This window comes from Sphingomonas echinoides (assembly GCF_029623395.1).
GTDB lineage: Bacteria > Pseudomonadota > Alphaproteobacteria > Sphingomonadales > Sphingomonadaceae > Sphingomonas > Sphingomonas echinoides_A.
On record NZ_JAPYKK010000003.1, the window covers coordinates 1 to 20,059 of the forward strand.

Consider the following 20,059-nt stretch of genomic DNA (forward strand, 5'->3'; position numbering starts at 1 on the left):
CGATCTGCAAGTCCATGTCGTCGAGCACGAAGAGGAAGACGTCCTCGATATCGCTTCTCGACATCGCGCCGCGTAGTTCGACATCCCAGCCGATGGTGCACTCGGTCGGTACCAAGTCGGCCAGCAACGGGATCTGATCGGTCCGGGCGACGATCCGGCACTCGCCCAGCGTGCGCAGCTCGTCGAGCAGCGCGAGCGGGTTGATGCCGTTCTGCATCGCTTCCGGCGGCAGTCGCAGCGACAGGCGCCATTGCTGGATCGCGGGTGCAGGTGCTTCGGTCGGGGCCGGGGCCCCATCAAGCGCCGCTTGCAGTTTCGTGAGGATCGCCTGGCCTTCTGCGTCGCAGGCGGCACCGTCGCCTTCGATCAACGCGCGCATATGATCCTGCGCCGACAGGATCACCGCGATCAGTTGCGGCGTCGCCGGCGTGAGGCCCTTGCGCACGCGATCGAACGCGGTCTCGCAGTGATGCGTGAAACTGGCCAGCGCATCGAACCCGAACATCGCGCCCGAGCCCTTGAGCGTGTGCAGGCCGCGGAACACCGCGTCGATCAGCTCGTGATCGTCCAGCCGATGCCCGAGGTCGAGCAAGCCTTGCTCGACTTGCTCGAGCAACTCGCCCGCCTCGACGCGGAACGCGGCGACGGGATCGTTATGGCTCACCGCCCGAGGACCTTGCGGACGACCTTGATCAGCTGATCGGGGACGAACGGCTTGACCAGCCAGCCGGTCGCGCCTGCCGCCTTCGCCTGCTGCTTCATCGCGTCCTCGGACTCGGTCGTCAGGAACAGGATCGGCGTGCCGCATTGTGCCGGGCTCTTGCGCAGCGTGCGGATCATCGTCAGCCCGTCCATGTTGGGCATGTTAAGATCGGTGATGATCATGTCGAACTTGCTGCCATTGGCCTTGCTCAGGCCCTGTGCGCCGTCGGCCGCTTCGGTGACGGCATAGCCGGCCCCGGTCAGGGCCATGCGGATGGCCATCCGCACGCTGTTGGAATCATCGACGATGAGAATGGATGCGGTCATTGCGGCAGGCCTCCGTGAAACCAGAATATTTGATCTGTTGGGACGATATCGGTGAGGAAGCCGGCGCGCTCGAGCAGGGCGGCCACTGCGTCGTTTGCCGGACTGGCGAGGCGCAGGGCCTTTCCGTCCCGCTCGGCCTGAAGGCGGGCGGCGCAAACGAGTTGCAGGAAACTGACGTCGGCGTCTGCGACCTCGGTCACATCGAGTTCGACAGCATCGTTTTGCGCGAGGTGCGCGGCGAGTTCGGCAGCGAACGGGGATACGGTCGCCGTCGTGACGATTGCCGGTACTAGGACCATCTGCGTCATGCTTTCCCTCTTCTTGGCCGCGCGGCGGCTTGTCTTTCCCGGAGCTTGGAAGTCTTGGTTCACCTTATAGAGACCGAGGGCGCGTCCGATCTTGGACTGACGTTTATTTTTGAAGGCTGGAACGCGGAGACGAGCGAAGCGTGGCACGCGGCCAACCGGGTGCATCGACGGAGCCATTCCGCGCGGCAGGGGGCTGTCAGACACGTTCGGTACTGATGCCGAACGGCAGAGGCGGGCAGGTCACCACGCGGTGGCCCGTCTCGCCGATGTCGCCTGTCAGGCCGCCTGTGTACCGAAATTGTCGTCCTCGGCATCCGTCCCGCCCTTGATCAGATCGAGCGCAAATCCGCTGACCCGGGCCTTCTGATCGGCGATCGAATTGGGTTTGACGCGCTTTGCCTTGACCCCGGGTCGCGCCACGCTTGCGCTGCGCGCCGACGGCTTGCGGGCCACGACCGGCGTATGCCGCCGATGGACCGGGTCCTGTCCGTTGCCCGTCCTGAAATAGGCAATGCTCGCCTGCAACTCTTCGGCTTGCGATGCCAGTTCTTCCGACGTCGATGTGATCTGCTCGGATGCGCCCGCATTCTGCTGGCTGATCAGGTCTAGCTGTTGGATCGCCTCGTTAATCTGCGCGGCGCCAATGTCCTGCTCGCGGCATGCGGCGCTGATCTCGGCGACGAGTTCGGCAGTGCGGCTGATATCGGGCACGAGCTTGGTCAGCATCTCGCCCGCCTCCGTTGCGGCGGTCACCGTCTGTGACGAGACCGAGCCAATCTCGGCGGCGGCGAACTGGCTGCGTTCGGCCAGTTTGCGCACTTCCGAAGCGACCACCGCAAATCCACGACCATGTTCGCCCGCGCGCGCGGCCTCCACCGCTGCGTTGAGCGCGAGCAGATCGGTCTGCCGTGCAATTTCCTGTACGATCCCGATCTTCTCCGCGATCGTTCGCATTGCGTTGACCGCGCGCTGCACCGCGATGCCGCTCAGTTCCGCGTCCTTGGCGGACTGGCGTGCGATCTTCTCGGTCTGGGCGGCGTTGTCCGCGCTTTGCTTGATGTTGGCGGCGATCTCTTCCATCGCCGAGGATGCCTCTTCGGCTGCTGCCGCCTGTTCGGTTGCACCTTGCGAGACTTGCTCGGAGCTTGCCGACAGCTCCTGGCTCCCGGCCGAAACATTGTCCGCGGCACCGTTGGCGTTGCCGACGACGCTGCGCAACTGTTCCACCATCCGAACGAGCGCCAATCCGAGAATATCCCGATCGGACAAAGGCTGATGCGATACCGACAGATCCCCGTCGGCAATCTTGTCGGCCAGATCGGCACTCACGCGCAGATTGTCGACCATCCGCACGATTGCCTGACCAAGCGTGTCTCGATCGGACAAGGGCTGGTGCGCCACGCTCAGGTCGCCATCAGCGATCTTGTCCGCCAGGCTGGCGCTGAGACGCAAATTGTCGATCAGCGCGTTGATCGAATCCTTCATGCGCCGGTGGTCGCCTTCGCACACGATGTCGACCGTCTGTCGCAGGTCGCCCACGCTGACCAGATTGAGGACCCTGTTGCCTTCCTCGATTGGCAGAAGCGTTGCATCGAGCATGTTGTTGACCCCGGCGATCATCGCCGCAAAATCCCCGACGAAGCGCTTGTCGTCGCCCCGCTGGCCGAGGTGCCCTGCCGTGGCGGCGGTGATGAGGCGCTGAACCTCGCCGATGATGTCGCGCAAATTGCGCCGCAGCATCTCGACGGTATCGTTGATGAAGGCCTTCTTGCCTGGGAATTGTTCGAGCGGCGCGTCGAAATTGCCCTCACCGAGTTCCTTGATGCACGCCATCGCCTTCTTCTTTACGGCAATGTGGTTGGCGACCATCGTGTTCACGCCGCGCGCCATCGCGCCGAAATCCCCGCGGAACCTGTCCGCCGCGACCCAGACGTCGATATCGCCCTTGTCATGCTCTTCGGACATGTGGTTCATTTCGGCGATCAGGCCCTGGAGATTGGCGCGCAACCTCTCGATCGTTTCGTTGATGAAGGCCTTCTTGCCGGGAAAGGGTTCGAGCGGCGCGTCGAAATTGCCCTCACCGAATGCCGTGATGCAGGCCATCGCCTTTTTCTTCACGGTAATGTGGCTGTTGACCAACCGGTTCAGCCGCTGCGCCATGACCGCGAAATTGCCGTTGAAGGCCTCGACCGGCAAAGTGGTATCGATGTCTCCACGGTCGTGCTCTGCGCCCCATTGCTCAATCCGATCGCCGAACTGGGTGACCGGTTGCAGCGCGCGATCGAGCAATTGATTGATAGCGAAGAGGACATCGTGCGTCGGTCCCTTGGCATGGGCCAGGTCCGCACGCTCTAAAACGTCACCATCGGCAAACGCCTTATCCAGACGAGCAAGTTCAGAACACAAGACGGTCGACGAGACGCCGAAGATATTCGTCAGCACTGGTGCCATTCCTTTCGACTTTTGTTCAGTCCACATTCAGCGCGTCGTTGAATTCGGTGAAAAAACTTCGAGTGTCGATCGGACGATCAAGTATAATTCGGGCGACGTAGATCGGACTGGTTGATGTTTGATAGGTATAGGAACGTCTGACGTTGGACGGTCGATGGCGGCGATAAAATCCGCGAGATGCCGTTCCGAAACGTTCAGCCGACGTATCCGGCCGGGGTTGCCTCACGACCACCGCTCGCCTTCCGCCCTGAAGGGGCGGGACGTTGCGGGCTGATGTTCCTACGTCGAGCGTGCGTCTGTGCAGGGATGTTGCGGTCCAGACGTGCGTGCCACTTCGAACTGCATGAAACACAAGCAGGGGCCGATCTCCTGCAGGACCGTGGGGGTTAAGCGTCAGCGTCGCATAAGCGGTGTTGGCGACGCCGAGCGTGCGGAGGGCGCCCGCGACCGCCGCCTGGTTGCCGGTCTGCGCGAGTGTCGCCAGCGACGCGCCGGTGCGCGCGAGATCGACGGCGATGTCGTTCGCGTTCTGCACCGGTCGGAATTCGGTGCCGCCGACCGGCGTCTGCACGAGCGTATAGGTGCCGATGACCCCGCCCGCCGCGGTCAGCAACGTGTAGCGCTGGCCGATCCGGAAGGTGCCGGCATCGCACGTCACGCTCAGCAGCACGCGAGCCCCGCGCCACCGTCGATCGTCCCGCTGACGCCGGTCGTCGCGCCGTTGACGACGAGGGTATCGTTGGCCGCGCCGAATTGCAGCGTGTCGGTAATCGTGCTGCCTGCCGCGACATAGGTTGCGCCCGTTCCCGACAGGGCACCGTAAGGCTCGTAGCCGAGATTGACGTTGCCGGTGATCGTGCCGGCATTGGTCAGCGTGCCATAGCCGGTGCGGATCGCGAATTGCCCGGTCCCGCCGCGGATCGTGCCGCCGGCGAGGTTGGCGATATTCGCGGCGAAATCGGACGTGATCGCGATGCCGCCGGTACTGACGATGCTGCCACTGTTCACCACCGTTGTCGGGCTGGCGATCGTGACGCCCTGCATCGAGGTCGTCCCGCTGTTGATGACCGACCCGACGCCGTTAACTCCGATCGACGCGACCGTGCCGCCATTCTGCGTGATCGATCCGCTGTTGTTGAGCGTGCGCGCCGCTCCCGCCGTCAGAACACCGTTCGACCCGACGCCGATGCCGTTCTGCACATTGATCGACCCGGCGTTGGTCACGCGGGTGCCGCCGACGATCGCGACCGTGTACGGCGTCGCCTGCGCCGTGGTGTCCGTGATGCTGATGGTGCCGGTATTGGTGAAGCTGTCATTGGCACCGAGCGATACCGCCGACAGTCCGGTCGAATTGCTGGTGCGCGTGTAGAAGAGCGCGCCGCGGCTGGTGATGGCGAGCCCGGTCGTCGCCGTGTCCGTCAAACCAGGGATCGGGATCGCGCCGTCCTTTAACGTGGGTGCATCGGTGGTAGCGATGGTGGCGTTGAGGTTGATCGTGCCCGAGCCCGTCAGGGTTAGGGTCAGGGTCAGGGTCAGGGTCAGCTTCTGCGTGCGCGTCGCCGACGCCGTCAGATTGAACTCTGCGCGGCCCACGAGATCGTAGCCGGCCTGCTGGAACGGCCCGACCGGCGCGAGCGTTATGGCGAGACCGGCATTGTGAGCTCGGGCATCTGCCGCCACCTCATCGTAGAAGGACAGCGCCACCTGATGGGTGATCCTTTAGTACTCGGCCGTGAAGGCGATGTTCGCGATAACGCTTTGCTGCCGCGCCGTGTCGGCCAGTTCCGCACGTATGCCGAGGTCGAACAACAGCCATTCGAGCGAAAGCGCCACGATGCCACTGACACCATCGCCGTTGCAGTCCGTCCGCAGGTCGAGCGTAGATAGGGTCGAACGATTGGCAATCCCGCTGGCCGCTCCGGTCAGCACGACGCATGGGGCGTAGCTGCTGTGGACCATGGCGGCGGCCAACGCCGCATTCCGCGCTTCCTAATAAGCGGTCCGCGTGCGCGGATTGTTGGAACGGGCGAAGTCAACCAGTTCCGATAGGGTGTAGCGGTGCTCGGGATCCGTCAGGGAAGCAGTTGGAACCGTCGGCAACACCTAGTTTGCGGGGAGGAGGTAATCGCTACCCGTAGCGCTCAAGGTAGCTGGGCGGCCAGTGTCGGCAGGATTTCACCGGCGGCATTGGTCGCGGGCGTCAACGGGAGATAATAGGATGGCGGTGCGAGCTGTTTCCTCGAGCCCAGGCATCCGCTCAGCATCGCGGTCGCCAGTGGAACAAAGGGTGCGACCGTATGCCGGCTTACGCGTCGAACTAGGGTCAGGACCCATAAACGGGATTCCTTTGGCGGCGCGAATGTGATTCAGGCTCGGCGACAGCAGGAGCGTGGGTTTGAGCGAGTTGTGGTTGAGTGAAGAGCAGTTCGAGCGGCTTCGGCCGTTGCTGCCGGACAAGGTTCGAGGGGTTGCTCGGGTTGATGACCGGCGTGTGATCAGCGGCATCATCCATGTGGTGAGATCGGGCGGTCGCTGGGTCGATGCACCGGCCTGCTACGGTCCGAGAAAGACGCTGTACAACCGGTTCGTCCGGTGGGCGGCGAAAGGCATCTGGCAAGAGATCTTCGTCACGCTGGCGGCAGCGGGCGGACCGCCTGCCGAAGTCCTGATCGACAGCACACATATGAAGGCGCACCGCTCGGCGGGCGGCGGAAAAGGGGGGCGCTCGTCCAGGCGATCGGGATCAGCCGAGGCGGACGCAACACCAAGCTCCACGCCCTTACCGACTGCGAAGGTCGCCCGCTCCGCTTCCTGCTGACCGGCGGTAACGTTGCCGGCTGCCGTGCTGCCGATGTCCTCCTCGACGATCTCCCACCGCGCACCATCGTTTTGGCGGACAAGGCGTATGACAGCAACGCGATCCGCGACCTGATCGAGCGCCAGGGTGCCGTGCCCAACATTCCCTCCAAGGCGAACCGGCGCTGGAAAAGCTGCTTCTCGCGCTCACTCTACAAAGGCCGAAACGCCGTCGAGCGCATGTTCTGCCGCCTCAAAGATTATCGTCGCATCGCCACTCGCTACGACAAGCTCGCCACAAACTTCCTCGGCGCGATCTACCTTGTGGCAGCCGTCACCTGGTGGTTATGAGTCCTAACCCTAGATCGGCGCGCTTTCTGCAAGCTATCAGATGGTCAGTGGTCCAAAGCGATTCCGTCCATGCGGTTTTGCCAATGACCGCGCGGACGTCCTTGGGAACGACCATGCGAAATTGCTCGATACGCAATTTGCTGCGCTTGACGGAATGCGACTTGCGACGCCCCTTTTGTAGCACCGGGCGCCTCACGAAGTATTGTTTTTCTTGGTATTCCGCCACTCTCAACCACTTCGTGATGGAGATGGTGACCCCTACGGGAATCGAACCCGTGCTTCAGCCGTGAAAGGGCCGCGTCCTAACCGCTAGACGAAGGGGCCGTCCCCGATTGCTCGGGAAGCGAAGGGCCGGTTAGGCAAAGTCTGCGCGGCGGTCAAGCGCTTTACGCATCAATTTGCCCAAGCGGCGTCATCGAGGTGCAATTCCGCAGTTGGGCGAGACCCCCAATCGTCGAGTTTGGCGCGGCCCGCGAGCCACAAGCGGCGATGCGGTGGGGCGCCTAGCAACGCCTGTCCGAGCAGACCCTCCGCCGCGCGGAAGGCGACCGTCTTGAGCGTACCGCCGCCATCGCCCGCCACGATCGCGCGGACGTGCCCGTTGCCGACGATGTCGGCCTTGATCACCCGGACCGGCCCCGCGACGATGCGCGGCTGCGGCCAGCCCATGCCGTAAGGTCCGCCGACTTCCATTGCCGTCACGAGCTCAGGATTGACCCCCGCCGTCGTCAGCACCGCGTCGAGCAGTAACGCCCGGTCCCCCATCGCGCGGGTGACGGCGGCGTCCAGGCGGTCGCTGAGGAAATCGTCGAGCGTGGCGATTCGGTCCTCAGCGATCGTCAGGCCCGCTGCCATCGCGTGGCCGCCGCCCGCGATCAGCAAGTCGGACTCCTTTGCGGCCAGGACCGCAGCGCCGAGATCGACGCCCGGGATCGATCGACCCGAGCCCTTGCCCATCCCTGCATCGTCGATCGCGATGACGAGGGCAGGGCGCCCGTATTTTTCCTTCAGCCGTCCCGCGACGATCCCGATCACGCCGGGGTGCCAGCCATGGCCTGCGACGACCAGGACCGCGCGATTGCTCTTCGATTGAGCGATGATGTCCGCCGCTTCCTGGACAATCGCCTCGATGGCACGGCGTTCTTCATTGAGCCGATCGAGTTCGACCGCGATGGCATCCGCTTCCGCCGGGTCCCGGGTGGTCAACAGGCGAACCCCGAGGTCTGACTTACCGACTCTGCCGCCGGCGTTGATGCGTGGGCCGAGCGCGAAGCCGAGGTCGCTGCACGTCGGCGCGCGCGTTAGGCGGGAGGCGGTGATCAGCGCGTTGAGACCGATGTTGCGGCGCTGCGCCATCACCTTGAGCCCTTGCGCGACGAAAGCGCGATTGAGCCCCTTGAGCTGCGCAACGTCCGCCACGGTGCCCAGCGCGACCAGATCGAGCAGGTCGAGCAATCGCGGCTCCGCGCGGGTTTCGAAGAAGCCGCGCGCGCGCAGGGTGCGGATCAGCGCGGCTGCCAGCAGGAAGGCGACGCCCACTGCGGCAAGGTGGCCGTGTGCAGCGCCTTCGGTCTCGTCGAGCCGGTTCGGATTGACCAGCGCATGCGTCAGCGGCAGCGCGGTCGCGCATTTGTGATGATCGACGACGACGACGTCGACCCCGGCTTCGCGCGCGGTCGCCAGCGCGTCGAACGCCTGGGCGCCGCAATCGACGGTGATGATCAGGCTCGCGCCTTCATCGTGGAGTTGAACCATCGCGGCACCGGTCGGTCCGTACCCCTCGGTCAGGCGATCGGGGATATAGGGCCGGGCCTCGATCCCGAGATCGCGCAGCACGAGGATGACGAGCGCGGCGGAGGTGGCACCGTCGACGTCGTAATCGCCGAACACGGCAACCTGCTCGCTGGCAATTACCGCGTCGGCCAGGCGGGCCGCGGCCTTGTCCATGTCCTGGAAGATCGATGGGTCGGGCATGAAGCCGCGGATACTGGGCGATTTGTGCAGTGCGATGTCGTCGCGCGCACATCCGCGGGCGAGCAGCAATTGGGTGACGAGGTCGTCGGGCGCGAAGCCCGGGTCGCGTGCGTCGGTTTCGAGCATGCGCCAGCGCCAGGGCTGGCCGAGGATCGAGCGGTCGATGTTGAGGACGGTGTTCACCCGCCCGGCTCTACTGGATCCGGAGGACGGCGCAAACATCGCTGGGATCGAACGATATTCAGGCCTTGATCCAGTTGCCCTCGCGAAACCACTTGGTGATGATCGACTTGGTCCCGGCGGTGACCGGCATACCTTCGTGCAACGTATTGGGATTGGGGCTTCCGTCCGGGCGCATGTTGTTCCAGGCGATCAGCAGTCCGCGCTTCGGGGCGATCCGCACGCCGACCAGCGGGAACCAGGTCGCGCCGCCTTCCTCGACATCGTTGAGATAGATCATTGCGGTCCATGTCCGCTGGCCGCCGCTCTCGATCATCTTCGGCCAGTACGGCTGGTCCTGGTTGAAGTAATCATTGTGCGCGCGGAAATGTTGGCCGATCGCATAGCGTTGGCCTTGCATCGTCTCGCCGTGGACCGGGTCGATCCCGAGCAGCGCGGCGATCGCTTCGTCGGTCGGGCGGACGTCGGGGGACCAGCGATCCATGTCGCAGCTTTCGCTGGTGCGGAAGTCCTGGACCGCGTCTTCCGCCAAGACGGTTGAGCGGCGGCGGTTCGCGTCGATGAGCTTGACGAACTTCGCGCAGGTGGCGGCATCGAGGAAATCGGGATGGCGATAGATTTGCGCGTCCCCGACCGATGACCGGGTGATCGCGGGATTTGCGTCCAGCCGCCGGGACACCGTCTCGCCGAACGCGCGCCGTACCGGCGACGTCGCGCCGGATTTCTTGGAAAAAAAGCCCATAACCGGGACTTTGCCCTCGGCACTGGAAAAGACAAGGGGTCGCGCCGCCGGACGGCACGACCCCGGGAGTCTTACCAGAAGATGTCGTAGACCGTGTCGACGACATTGCCCGTGCGGACGTCGACGAGGAGTGCGTCGTTGTAATAGCGGACCCAGCGATAGGGACCATAGGCCGGCGGAAGCCGGTAATAATCCGCGTTGGCGATCCAGTAATCCTGCCGGAACAAGATCGAGTTCAGTTGAAATCCGATCCCGAAACGACGATATCCATATCCCCAGCCGCTCGGCGCATAATAGCGGGGCAGGCGGTAGGCGTTGTAATTTTGACGTCGATAATCGCCGTAATTGAATCGATTGTCGCGCCTCCACTCGCGATTCCACGCCCCATTGCTGCCGTTCCAGCCCCGATTCGCGCCGTTTCGGTCGCCTGCGTTCCAATTGCCGGCGCGCCAATCGTTCTGGCGGTCGTTGCCGCGCCAGTTGCCGCCCCGACGGTCGTCGCCGCGAGGATCACCTCGACGATCGTCGTCGTTCCAGGTGCGTCGACCAGGAGCCTGGTTTCCGCGCTGGTCGTCGAACGCGCCGCGTCTGCCCTGATACCCGCGATCCTGGGGTTGCGGGTTCGGGACTTGTCCAGCCTGCTGGCCGCGATCCCATTCGCCGGGCCGGCGGAAATCGCCGCGCTCCCCATCGGGACGCCCGGGTCGGTCGGGGCGTTCGTAGCGCGGTTGCGGCTGGCTCTGCGGTTGGGGCTGGCTCTGGGGTTGCGGTTGCGGTTGCCGCTGAAACTCCGGCTGGCCGTTGGCACGCTGTTGCCAGCGCTGTCCGCGGTCTTGCCCGCCGTCCGGACCGCGATCGCCCCGGAAGCCCTGCCCGCGGTCCTGCGGCGGCTGGCCGGGCTGTCCCGCCTGTTGTCCACGACCTTCGCCGCGACCGCGCCGTTCGCCGCCATCCTGTGCGAGCGCTGCTGCCGGGATCAGGGCGGTTGCCGCAATGATGGCGGCGAGCAAAGACTTTCGCATTCTCATGTCCTTTACCGCGGCGGGGAAGAAGACCGAGCCGTGATCCACCGTGTAGACGCGACACGCTGCATCATGTCTGAATTGTCATGACAGCTTTGCGAAAGCTTCCGCTAACGCCGCACCACCAGCGCCGGCACCGCCCGGGCGGCATCGCCTGGCAGGATTCCCGGGGCAGGGGGAGCGTCGATCGTCTCGTCGCCGCGCTGGATGCTCGCCGCGAGCAGGATCGCCTCGACCAGCCGGGGGTAGCATCCGCACCGGCACAGGTTGGTGATCTCGCGACGAATGTCGTCCTCGCTCGGCGTGCGGTTATGCTGGAGCAGCACCGCCGCCGCCATCACCATGCCGGGGATGCAGAACCCGCATTGAACGACGTTCTTGGCGATGAAGGCGGTCTGGACCGGGTGGCTGCGGTCGCGCGACAAGCCTTCGATCGTCGTGACGTAGCTGCCCTCGATCGTGCCGATCGCACGAAGGCAGGATCGCACCGCGGCCCCGTCGACATCGACGGTACAGGCGCCGCACGACCCCGTACCGCAGCCATATTTGGTGCCGGTCAGGTTGGACGCATCGCGGAGCGCCCACAGCAATGGGGTCGCGGGATCCATAGCATATTGGACGGGCTGATTGTTGACGGTGAAGCGGGTCATGTGCGTCGCGGACTTTAGGGGAACTTTGCCGGTCATCAAGCGCTTCGAGCCCCGGGTGGTACCGGGCGATCCGCCCGGCGCCAAGGGATTGGCTGCAGGGGTTTATCACAGTGGCGGCGATACGCGATGCATGGCGCCAAGGCGTCGTGGCGATCATGCTTGGCGCGTCCGGCATGCTTGGCGCGTCCGGCGTCGCGAATGCGCAGTCCTTGCCCGCATCCCCCGCATCCTCGACCGAGAAACCGGGGCAGGAGGAGACCGCGCCGGCCAAGGATGACGATGGTCTGCTGGTTACGGCGGCGATCCGGGCGCGCTACGAAACGGTTGGCGGACGACCCAGTCCGGACGTTGCGGCCGCCGAACAGGCGTTCCTGGTCCGCACCGGGATCGCGCTGGAATACGGGCCCGGCCCGCTGACGATCGGGGGCGAACTGGTCGACAGCCGTGGGTATGGCATCGGCACCAGAACGCAAATCGACAATGGCGACATCAATGCGCTCGAACTGCCACAGGCGTACCTCAAGCTGCGGCTCGACCCCGGCGCGACCCCGCTGGGGCTGGCTTCGGTCGAGGGAGGGCGGTTTCTGATCAACCTGGGGTCGGGGCGCCTGGTGGCGACGGACGAGTATCGCAATACGGTGACGGGGTTCACGGGCGTGCGGTTCGACTTCAAGCCGACCCGGACCACCGGCGTGAGCCTATTCTACGTCATGCCGCAGGAACATTTGCCGAGCGGCGACGCCGAGGTTCGGCGCAACGTCGTGCGGTTCGATCGCGAGACGTTGAACAACGTCCTGTTCGGGGCCCACATCACGCAGAAGCAGGCGCTGGGTGCTGGGCAGGTCGAGCTTGCCTATTACCGGTTGGCGGAGCACGATTCGCCAGGTCGCGCCACCGCGGATCGCCGCTTGCATACGATCGACGCGCGGTTTTCGCGGAGCGCGCAGGACCGTGGCTTCGATTACGATCTCGAAGGCGCCTACCAGTTCGGGCGAGCGAGCGAGTCTATGCGCGCCGACGCGACCAACGCGCCGATGAAAGCGGGCTTCGTCCATGCCGCGGCGGGGTTCACTTTCGGCGGCGCGATCAAGCCACGGCTTGGGCTGTTCTACGATTATGCCAGCGGGAATGGCCGACAGGCGGGGGCTGGCGGGACGTTGCATCGCTTCGACACCTTGTTCGGCAGCCGACGCGACGATTTCGGGCCATCGGGCACCTATGCCGCGCTCGCCCGCAGGAATATCAGCGCGCCCGGCGTCCGCTTCGAGGCCAAGCCGGCCGATCGGTTCGAAGTGCTGACGGATTACCGCGGCATCTGGTTGGCGTCGCGCTACGACGGTTTCTATGATCTCACGGATCCGACCGGCAGATCCGGGCGCTTCGCCGGGCAGCAGGTCGAGGGGCGATTGCGCTATTGGGTGATCCCGAATCGGCTGCGGCTCGAAAGCAATTTTGCCGTGCTGTTCAAAGAGGCGTTCCTCCGGAACGTGCCCGAAGCGGTCGCCCGCAAGGCATCGACTGTTCGGTTTCTCGAAACCAATCTGCTCGTTACCTTCTGAAAACGCATCGGATCGATCGTCGCGGGGCGGGCGCGTAAATCACGCGGTTTGCCCGATCCGCGCGGGCGCGATAGGCCTGTCGAAACAGTCTGCACAAGCAGCGAATCGGGGACGCCGAAGCGTACCCCAGGGGGAGAAACGAATGACGTTCCGTGTCGCGGTCGCGCCGCTGTTGCTGCTTTCCGGTGCCGTATCGGCGCAAGTCGCCGCGCCCCCGCCGCCGGCCAAGCAGGCCCCCGATGCCGGGATGCCAGCGCTTGCCCCGTGGGACAAACCGCCAATCAAGGGCGTGTGGAGCGACGCGACGCAAACCCCCGATGCCCGCGCCAAGGCGCTCGTCGCCGCGATGACGACGGACGAGAAACACACCCTGGTGTTCGGCTATTTCGGCACCGACTTTCCAATCTCCCGCTACATCGCGCCCAAGGCGGCGCTCGAAGGTTCCGCCGGCTATGTCCCCGCCATCCCGCGGCTCGGCATCCCCGCGCAGTTCCAGACCGACGCCGGGGTCGGGGTCGCCACGCAGGGCGGCGCCAAGGTCAAGCGCGGGCGCACCGCGCTTCCCTCCGGACTCGCGATCGCGGCCAGCTGGGATCGCGACGTCGCGCGCGCCGGCGGTGCGATGATCGGGGACGAGGCGCGACGGTCCGGGTTCAACGTGATGCTCGCAGGCGGCGTCAATTTGCTGCGGGAACCGCGGAACGGGCGGAACTTCGAATATGGCGGGGAGGATCCCGTGCTCGCCAGCAGCATCGTCGCGCAGCAGGTGATCGGGATCCAGTCGAACCACGTCGTCTCGACGATCAAGCATTACGCGTTCAACGACCAGGAAACCGATCGCAACACCGGCAACTCGGTGATCGACCATAGTGCGGCGCGGGTCTCCGACCTGCTCGCGTTCCAGTTGGCGATCGAGGAAGCCAAGCCCGGATCGATCATGTGTTCGTACAACCGGGTCGACGGCACCCACGCGTGCGAGAACACATGGCTGCTGACCGACGTGCTGCGCCGCGACTGGGGCTTCAAGGGCTATGTCATGAGCGACTGGGGCGCGGCGCACAGCACGGTCGCCGCCACCACCGCCGGGCTCGACCAGGATTCGGGCTTCCCGTTCGACAGCAAGCCGTTCTTCGGGCGCCCGCTGCGCGAGGCGATCGACCAGGGAACGGTCAAGCCGGCGCAGCTGGACCTGATGGTCGAGCGCATCCTGTACGGCATGTTCGCGCAAGGCCTGTTCGAGCATCCGTTGCAGCAACAAGCGATCGACATGGTCGGCCATGCCGCCGTCACGCGGGCCGCCGCCGAAGCGGGGACGGTGTTGCTCAAGAACGCGCGCAACCTGCTGCCGTTGACCGCAAGCGCGAAGCGGATCGCGATCATCGGCGGTCATGCCGACAAGGGCGTGCTGGCGGGCGGCGGATCGTCGCTGGTCTACCCTGCCGAGGGCAATGCGGTGCCGGGGATCGCCCCGACGTTCTGGCCGGGACCGGTGATGTATTACCCGTCGTCCCCCATGGCGGAAATCCAGCGTCAGGCACCGGGCGCGGTCGTGCGCTATGCGGACGGAAACGATCCGGCCGCCGCCGCGGCGCTGGCGAAGGACAGCGACGTCGTGATCGTGTTCGCGACGCAATGGGCGGGGGAATCGTTCGACGTTGCGATGGCGCTCGACGGCAAGCAGGATGCGTTGATCGACGCGATCGGTGACGCCAATCGCAACACCGTGGTCGTGCTGGAAACCGGCGGACCGGTGATGATGCCGTGGCTCGACAAGGTCGGTGCGGTGCTTGCGGCATGGTATCCCGGCACCGCGGGTGGGGCGGCGATCGCCAACGTGCTGACGGGCAAGGTCAATCCGTCGGGGCGTCTCCCCGTCACCTTCCCGCGCGGGGTCGATCAGTTGCCCGATCCGGCGGTGCCGCACAGTGGCGACGTGGTGTACCGCGAGGGTGCGACGGTCGGGTATAAATGGTTCGATGCGAAGGCGTTCAAGCCGTTGTTCCCGTTCGGTTATGGTCTGTCGTACACGCAGTTTGCCGGGAGTGGGCTGAAGGCGGGCGTGGCGAACGGGGCGATCACCGCGCGCTTCCAGATGCGCAATACCGGTGCGCGTGCCGGGGCTGCCATCGGGCAGATCTATGTCTCGCCGGTTGCGGGCGGCTGGGAAGCGCCCAAGCGGCTTGGGGGTTTCGTTAAGGTGGCGCTGGCGCCTGGCGCGAGCAAGAGTGCGTTGGTGACGGTCGATCCGCGTCTGCTCGCGACGTGGGACGAGGCCGGGCAGCAGTGGCGGATTGCGGGCGGTGCGTACCGCGTGATGCTGGGGACCTCCGCTGCGGACATCGTGCAGACGGTGACGGTGACGGTCCCGGCGCGGACAATGCCCGCGACGTGGCGGGCGCGGTAAGACCGTCGTACCGTTGAGGCCGATCGAGTCCGGGTACAACCGCTCCCGGACTCGATCAGGCGCGCCACCCGGTGTCGATCTTGTCGACCAGCCGCACCATCGCTGCAAAGTCAGCCTGGCCCGGGCCACCCGGGACTTGCGCCATGTGCAGGTCGCGCTGATGCACCGCGACCACTTCGGGCGACACTTCGAGTGGGGTGCCCATGCTCGCGGTGGCAATCTGGATCTCGCACGCGCGTTGCAGCGACCAATGCTTGATGAACGCTTCCGGCAAGGTCCGGCCCATCACCAGGATCCCGTGGTTCTTCAACAGCATGACGCGCTTGCTGCCGAGATGTTCGAGCAACCGCGCACCTTCTTCGTCGCGCACCGTCACGCCTTCGAAATCGTGATAGGCGATCTGGTCTGCGAAATTGCACGCGTAGAAGTTGGTCGGGCGCAACCCGCCCTCGACCGAACTGACCGCCATGCCCGCCGTCGTATGCGTGTGCATGATGCAATGCGCGTCAGGGAGATGGCGGTGAAACAACGCGTGCTGGACGAACCCGGCGCGGTTGACGGGGTAGGGGCTGTCGTCGAGCTTGTTGCCGTCGATGTCGATCTTGACGAGGCTGGACGCCGTCACTTCGCTGAAATGCAGCCCGAACGGGTTGATCAGGAACGCGCCGTCCTCGCCCGGGATCTTAAGCGTGATGTGGTTGTAGATCATCTCCGACCAGCCGAGCATCGCGAACACGCGGTAGCAGGCGGCGAGTTGCTGGCGCGCTTCCCATTCGGCCTCGGACATCGGCACGGTGCGGACTGCGGCGGTTGCCATGATCGTCTCCTATCTGTGCTTTGGGGAAATTATCGCATGATCGCTGGGGCCGCGCAAATCACAGCAGCGCCGTGATCTCGGTGGCGCTGAACCCGGCTTCCTGGAGGATGGCCGCGCTGTCCGCCGCGCCGGCCATCCGGGGCGGGACGGTCGCACTCGCGGAATAGCGCGGGGCAGGGGCGGGTTGGACGACGTTTCCGCTGGTGACGAACGTTCCCCGCGCGACGTTGTGCGGATCGGCGACGGCTTCGTCGAAACCGAGCACCGGGGCGACACAGGCCTCATGTCCGGCGAAGGCGTCGATCCAGGCGTCGCGCGCGCGTTCCCGGAACCGTTCGGCCAGCAGACCTTTCAGCTTTGGCCATTGCGCAACGGCGAACTGTCCGTCCCACTCCGTCCCGTCGAGCGCCATCACGCGGCGCAAGGCGGCATAGAATTGCGGTTCGATCGCGCCGACCGCGATCCATTTGCCGTCGGCGGTTTCGTAGGTGTCGTAGAAGGGCGCGCCGCCGTCGAGCAGGTTGGTCCCGCGCGCGTCGCTCCACATCCCCATCGCGCGGAAGCCCCAGACCATGCTGGAGAGGACGGCGGCACCCTCGGTCATCGCGGCATCGACGATCTGACCCTCGCCGGTCGCCTTTGCGTGCAGAATCGCCGCGAGCATCCCGAACGCGAGCATCATCCCGCCGCCGCCGAAATCCGCGGCGAGGTTGATCGGTGCGGTCGGTTTGCGCCCCGCCTCGCCGAGCGCGTGGAGCGTGCCGGAGATGGCGAGATAATCGATGTCGTGCCCGGGCACGTCGGCGAGGGGGCCAGTCTGCCCCCAGCCGGTCATGCGGCCGTAGACGAGCCGCGGATTGTCCGCGAGCAACAGATCGGGACCCAGGCCAAGCCGCTCCATCACCCCCGGGCGATACCCTTCGATCAACCCGTCGCACGTGCCCGCCAGCCGCCGCACCGCCGCGACCGCGTCCGGCCGCTTGAGGTCGAGCACGATCGTCCGGCGCGATCGCAGCAAGGGATCGCGCGACGGATCGGTCAGGCCACCGCTGGACGGGCGCTCGACCCGGATCACCTCGGCGCCGTGGTCCGCGAGCATCATCCCGCAGAACGGCCCCGGCCCGATCCCCGCCAGCTCGAGGATGCGCAATCCAGCGAGGGGCGGGGGCGCGGTCATCAGAAGGCCGCGATGCCGGTGATCGCGCGTCCGAGGATCAGCGCGTGGACGTCGTGCGCGCCTTCATAGGTGTTGACGGTTTCCAGGTTCATCATGTGCCGCATCACCTGATATTCGCCCGAAATGCCGTTGCCGCCGTGCATGTCGCGCGCCATCCGCGCGATATCGAGCGCCTTGCCGACGTTGTTGCGCTTGACGATCGAGATCATCTCGGGCGCGAACCGGCCCTGGTCCATCAATCGCCCGACCCGCAGGCTCGCCTGCAGCCCGAGCGCGATTTCGGTCTCCATGTCGGCGAGCTTCTTCTGGAACAGCTGCCGCCCTGCCAGCGGGGTGCCGAACTGGTTGCGATCGAGCCCATATTGCCGCGCCGCATGGAAACAGAACTCCGCCGCGCCGAGCGACCCCCAACTGATCCCATAACGCGCACGATTGAGGCAGCCGAACGGACCCTTCAGGCCCTGCACGTTCGGCAGCAGCGCGTCTTCGCTCAGCTCGATCTCGTCCATCAGGATCATGCCGGTGATCGACGCGCGCAAGCTGAGCTTGCCTTCGATCTTCGGCGCGGACAGGCCCTTCGCGCCCCTTTCGACGATGAAGCCGCGAATGCCGTCGCCATGCGCGTCCGACTTTGCCCAGATGACGAAGACGTCGGCGATCGGCGAATTGGAGATCCACGTCTTCGCGCCCGACAGCAGATAGCCGCCATCGACCTTCTTCGCGCGCGTCGTCATCCCCCCGGGGTCGGACCCGGCATCGGGTTCGGTCAGTCCGAAACAGCCGATCCATTCGCCCGTCGCGAGCTTGGGCAGATACTTCTGCTTCTGCTCTTCCGAACCATAAGCGAGGATCGGGTACATCACGAGGCTCGACTGGACCGACATCATCGAGCGATAGCCCGAATCGATCCGCTCCACCTCGCGGGCGACGAGGCCGTAGGCGACATAGGATGCGCCGACGCCGCCATATTCCTCGGGGACGGTCGGACCCAGCAAGCCGAGCGCGCCCATCTCGCGGAAGATCTCGGGATCGGTCGTTTCGTTCTGGAATGCATCGACGATCCGCGGCGCGAGCTTGTCCTGCGCATAGGCGCGCGCGGTGTCGCGGATCATGCGTTCGTCGTCCTCGAGCTGGTCGTCGAGGAAGAAGGGGTCTGCCCAATCGAAACGCGCCATGTCGGCCATGAGATACTCCGTTGATTCTATCACGCGCTTCCCAGGCGAAGGCCGGGGTCCAGTTGCGGGACGATCGTTATCGAGCGCGGCGTGCGCAAACGGGATCGCTCACAACTGGCCCCCGGCCTGCGCCGGGGAGAAGCGCAGGGATTAGGTGTTCAGCACCCGGTCGTCGAACAGGCCGAACACGATGGTGGAAGCGTAATACGCAATCGCTTTGTCGCGCGGCATCGTGCCGGCCCATTTGCGCATGTCGAACGCCGCATTCTGCAATGCCATCAACGCCTGCGCCGCGATCAACGGATCGACCGCACGGACCGATGCCTCGGCGACACCGTCGCTGATCGTCCCAGCGTAGCGCCGTGCGATCCGATTGGAGCGATCGACCATCGCCCGCCGTCCCTCGGCGGGGAGGCCCGACAAGGCGGTCGTCCGCAACAAGGGGCCGCGTTCCGAGAATTGCACGTCGAGCAACGTCGCGATCGTTCCTGAAAGCCGATCCCATTGCGACCCGCCGCGTTCGTCCGCGAGATGCTGCGCATCGGCGATCGTATCGAGGCTGCGTTTGTAACAAGCGAGCACCAGATCATCCTTGGCGTCGAGGTGATGGTAGAAGCTGCCCTTTGTCACATTGAGCTGCGACGCAATCCGCTGGACCGACGCACCACGATAGCCGAGCTCGTTGATCAGCCGGGTCGCCGCGAGCAGGAACGCCTCACGCCCGGGCTCGGGTTCGTCGTGCACCAGGTCGATCAGTTCGGGGTCCCAGCGCGCCTTGGGGGCGGCGATGCCGTGCGCGAACACGTCCATCAGGCGTTCCTCGACCCGGGCATATTGATCGGGTTCGTAGCGCACGAGCCAGATCGGCAACCAGAAGGTGTTCTCCAGGAGGACGTGCGCGCGGGCGCCGAACAGATCGGTCTGGGCGCGGTTCGTGGCCGTGCCCCACAGGCTGCGGGTCTTGCGGAAGACTTCGCGCCATCCGGTCATCAGGCGCCCGAGCACGGGTTCTTCCATCGCGCGGAGATCCGACAGGATCGCGAAGGCGGTTTCCTCGCCCCGCTGGATCGCGGCCAACCGCTCGAAATTGAGCGCGAGATAGCGCGCAACGCGGTCGCGTGGCGTCGCCTCCGCGAGCGATTCGTCGAGCATCGCCTGCAACCGCTCGAGCGTCTGCTCGAAACAGGCTGCGGCAAGGTCCTCCTTGCGCTTGAAATAATAGGTGACGCTGGTCGTGTTGAGCCCGACCCGGCGCGCGACGTCGGCGAAAGTCATGCCCTTGGCGCTCTGTTCGTTGATCGCTTCCGCCGCAGCGGCCAGGATCGCATCGCGCTTGGCGCGGAATCGCTTGGTGCTGGTGCCGGGATCCGCCGCCTCTGCGGTCTGTTCGATTGCTGTTTCCTCCATGCCGGAAACCTTACCAA

Annotated in this window: 19 protein-coding genes and 1 tRNA gene; 3 read left to right on the forward strand and 17 right to left on the reverse strand. The window is 65.2% G+C overall.

Translation table 11 applies throughout. The annotated features are described in order from the left end of the window. The 7 genes from QBJ92_RS02685 to QBJ92_RS02715 all read right to left on the reverse strand — a co-directional run. The coding region (locus tag QBJ92_RS02685; RefSeq protein WP_277968146.1) for an Hpt domain-containing protein at positions 1-664 on the reverse strand (664 nt) is incomplete at its 3' end. Continuing rightward, positions 661-1,029 (reverse strand): response regulator, encoded by a 369-nt coding sequence (locus tag QBJ92_RS02690; protein ID WP_277968147.1) that lies wholly within the window; start codon positions 1,027-1,029, stop codon positions 661-663. The genes QBJ92_RS02685 and QBJ92_RS02690, both read right to left, overlap by 4 nt. Beyond that, positions 1,026-1,337: an STAS domain-containing protein gene (locus tag QBJ92_RS02695; RefSeq protein ID WP_277968148.1), complete on the reverse strand. Its 312-nt coding sequence runs from the start codon at positions 1,335-1,337 to the stop codon at positions 1,026-1,028. Before QBJ92_RS02695 ends, QBJ92_RS02690 begins: the two co-directional genes overlap by 4 nt. Positions 1,338-1,613: 276 nt before the next feature. Further along, complete coding sequence (locus tag QBJ92_RS02700; RefSeq protein ID WP_277968149.1) at positions 1,614-3,779, reverse strand: methyl-accepting chemotaxis protein; 2,166 nt, start codon at positions 3,777-3,779, stop codon at positions 1,614-1,616. Between the two features lie 25 nt (positions 3,780-3,804). Then, complete coding sequence (locus QBJ92_RS02705) at positions 3,805-4,458, reverse strand: hypothetical protein (protein ID WP_277968150.1); 654 nt, start codon at positions 4,456-4,458, stop codon at positions 3,805-3,807. Further along, positions 4,449-5,492: a hypothetical protein gene (locus tag QBJ92_RS02710; RefSeq protein ID WP_277968151.1), complete on the reverse strand. Its 1,044-nt coding sequence runs from the start codon at positions 5,490-5,492 to the stop codon at positions 4,449-4,451. The genes QBJ92_RS02705 and QBJ92_RS02710 overlap by 10 nt, the downstream gene beginning before the upstream one ends. Before the next feature lie 15 nt (positions 5,493-5,507). After that, a complete protein-coding gene (locus tag QBJ92_RS02715; protein WP_277968152.1) occupies positions 5,508-5,759 on the reverse strand; it encodes a hypothetical protein in 252 nt (83 codons plus the stop codon). A gap of 424 nt (positions 5,760-6,183) precedes the next feature. Between QBJ92_RS02715 and QBJ92_RS02720 the strand changes: the two genes are divergently transcribed. Beyond that, positions 6,184-6,935 (forward strand): IS5 family transposase gene (locus tag QBJ92_RS02720; RefSeq protein ID WP_277968153.1). Its coding sequence is split into 2 segments (ribosomal slippage): positions 6,184-6,517 and positions 6,517-6,935, totalling 753 coding nucleotides; the frame shifts between segments, so codons are not numbered across the junction. Here the strand turns inward: QBJ92_RS02720 and QBJ92_RS20615 are convergent. From QBJ92_RS20615 to QBJ92_RS02745, 6 genes are all read right to left on the reverse strand, one after another. Beyond that, positions 6,919-7,050 (reverse strand): DUF6538 domain-containing protein, encoded by a 132-nt coding sequence (locus QBJ92_RS20615; protein WP_431358360.1) that lies wholly within the window; start codon positions 7,048-7,050, stop codon positions 6,919-6,921. The two genes, QBJ92_RS02720 and QBJ92_RS20615, sit on opposite strands and share 17 nt — an antisense overlap. Positions 7,051-7,184: 134 nt before the next feature. Next, positions 7,185-7,259 (reverse strand) — tRNA-Glu (locus QBJ92_RS02725). A gap of 69 nt (positions 7,260-7,328) precedes the next feature. Then, positions 7,329-9,092, reverse strand: coding sequence for a single-stranded-DNA-specific exonuclease RecJ (gene recJ / locus QBJ92_RS02730; RefSeq protein WP_277968154.1), 1,764 nt, complete (start codon positions 9,090-9,092; stop codon positions 7,329-7,331). A gap of 58 nt (positions 9,093-9,150) precedes the next feature. Next, on the reverse strand, positions 9,151-9,831 hold the full coding sequence (locus QBJ92_RS02735) for a prolyl hydroxylase family protein (RefSeq protein WP_277968155.1): 681 nt from the start codon (positions 9,829-9,831) through the stop codon (positions 9,151-9,153). A gap of 71 nt (positions 9,832-9,902) precedes the next feature. Continuing rightward, positions 9,903-10,853 carry an RcnB family protein gene (locus tag QBJ92_RS02740; protein WP_277968156.1) on the reverse strand — a complete coding sequence of 317 codons (951 nt, stop codon included), beginning with the start codon at positions 10,851-10,853 and terminating at the stop codon, positions 9,903-9,905. Between the two features lie 110 nt (positions 10,854-10,963). Beyond that, entirely contained in the window at positions 10,964-11,503 is a 540-nt protein-coding gene (locus QBJ92_RS02745; protein ID WP_277968157.1) for a (2Fe-2S)-binding protein, read from the reverse strand. 110 nt (positions 11,504-11,613) lie between these two features. Between QBJ92_RS02745 and QBJ92_RS02750 the strand changes: the two genes are divergently transcribed. Next, positions 11,614-13,062, forward strand: a complete 1,449-nt coding sequence (locus tag QBJ92_RS02750; RefSeq protein ID WP_277968158.1) for an alginate export family protein — start codon at positions 11,614-11,616, stop codon at positions 13,060-13,062. Positions 13,063-13,204: 142 nt separating this feature from the next. Further along, positions 13,205-15,466, forward strand: a complete 2,262-nt coding sequence (locus tag QBJ92_RS02755) for a glycoside hydrolase family 3 C-terminal domain-containing protein (protein ID WP_277968159.1) — start codon at positions 13,205-13,207, stop codon at positions 15,464-15,466. A 55-nt stretch (positions 15,467-15,521) separates the two neighbouring features. Here QBJ92_RS02755 and QBJ92_RS02760 read toward each other — a convergent pair whose 3' ends face one another. From QBJ92_RS02760 to QBJ92_RS02775, 4 genes are all read right to left on the reverse strand, one after another. Next, positions 15,522-16,283 (reverse strand): class II aldolase/adducin family protein, encoded by a 762-nt coding sequence (locus QBJ92_RS02760; protein ID WP_277968160.1) that lies wholly within the window; start codon positions 16,281-16,283, stop codon positions 15,522-15,524. 58 nt (positions 16,284-16,341) lie between these two features. Further along, positions 16,342-17,460 (reverse strand): CaiB/BaiF CoA transferase family protein, encoded by a 1,119-nt coding sequence (locus QBJ92_RS02765; protein WP_277968161.1) that lies wholly within the window; start codon positions 17,458-17,460, stop codon positions 16,342-16,344. Further along, positions 17,460-18,644, reverse strand: a complete 1,185-nt coding sequence (locus QBJ92_RS02770) for an acyl-CoA dehydrogenase (protein ID WP_277968162.1) — start codon at positions 18,642-18,644, stop codon at positions 17,460-17,462. Before QBJ92_RS02770 ends, QBJ92_RS02765 begins: the two co-directional genes overlap by 1 nt. 141 nt (positions 18,645-18,785) lie before the next feature. After that, positions 18,786-20,042, reverse strand: a complete 1,257-nt coding sequence (locus QBJ92_RS02775; protein WP_277968163.1) for a TetR/AcrR family transcriptional regulator — start codon at positions 20,040-20,042, stop codon at positions 18,786-18,788. Between the last annotated feature and the right edge of the window lie 17 nt (positions 20,043-20,059).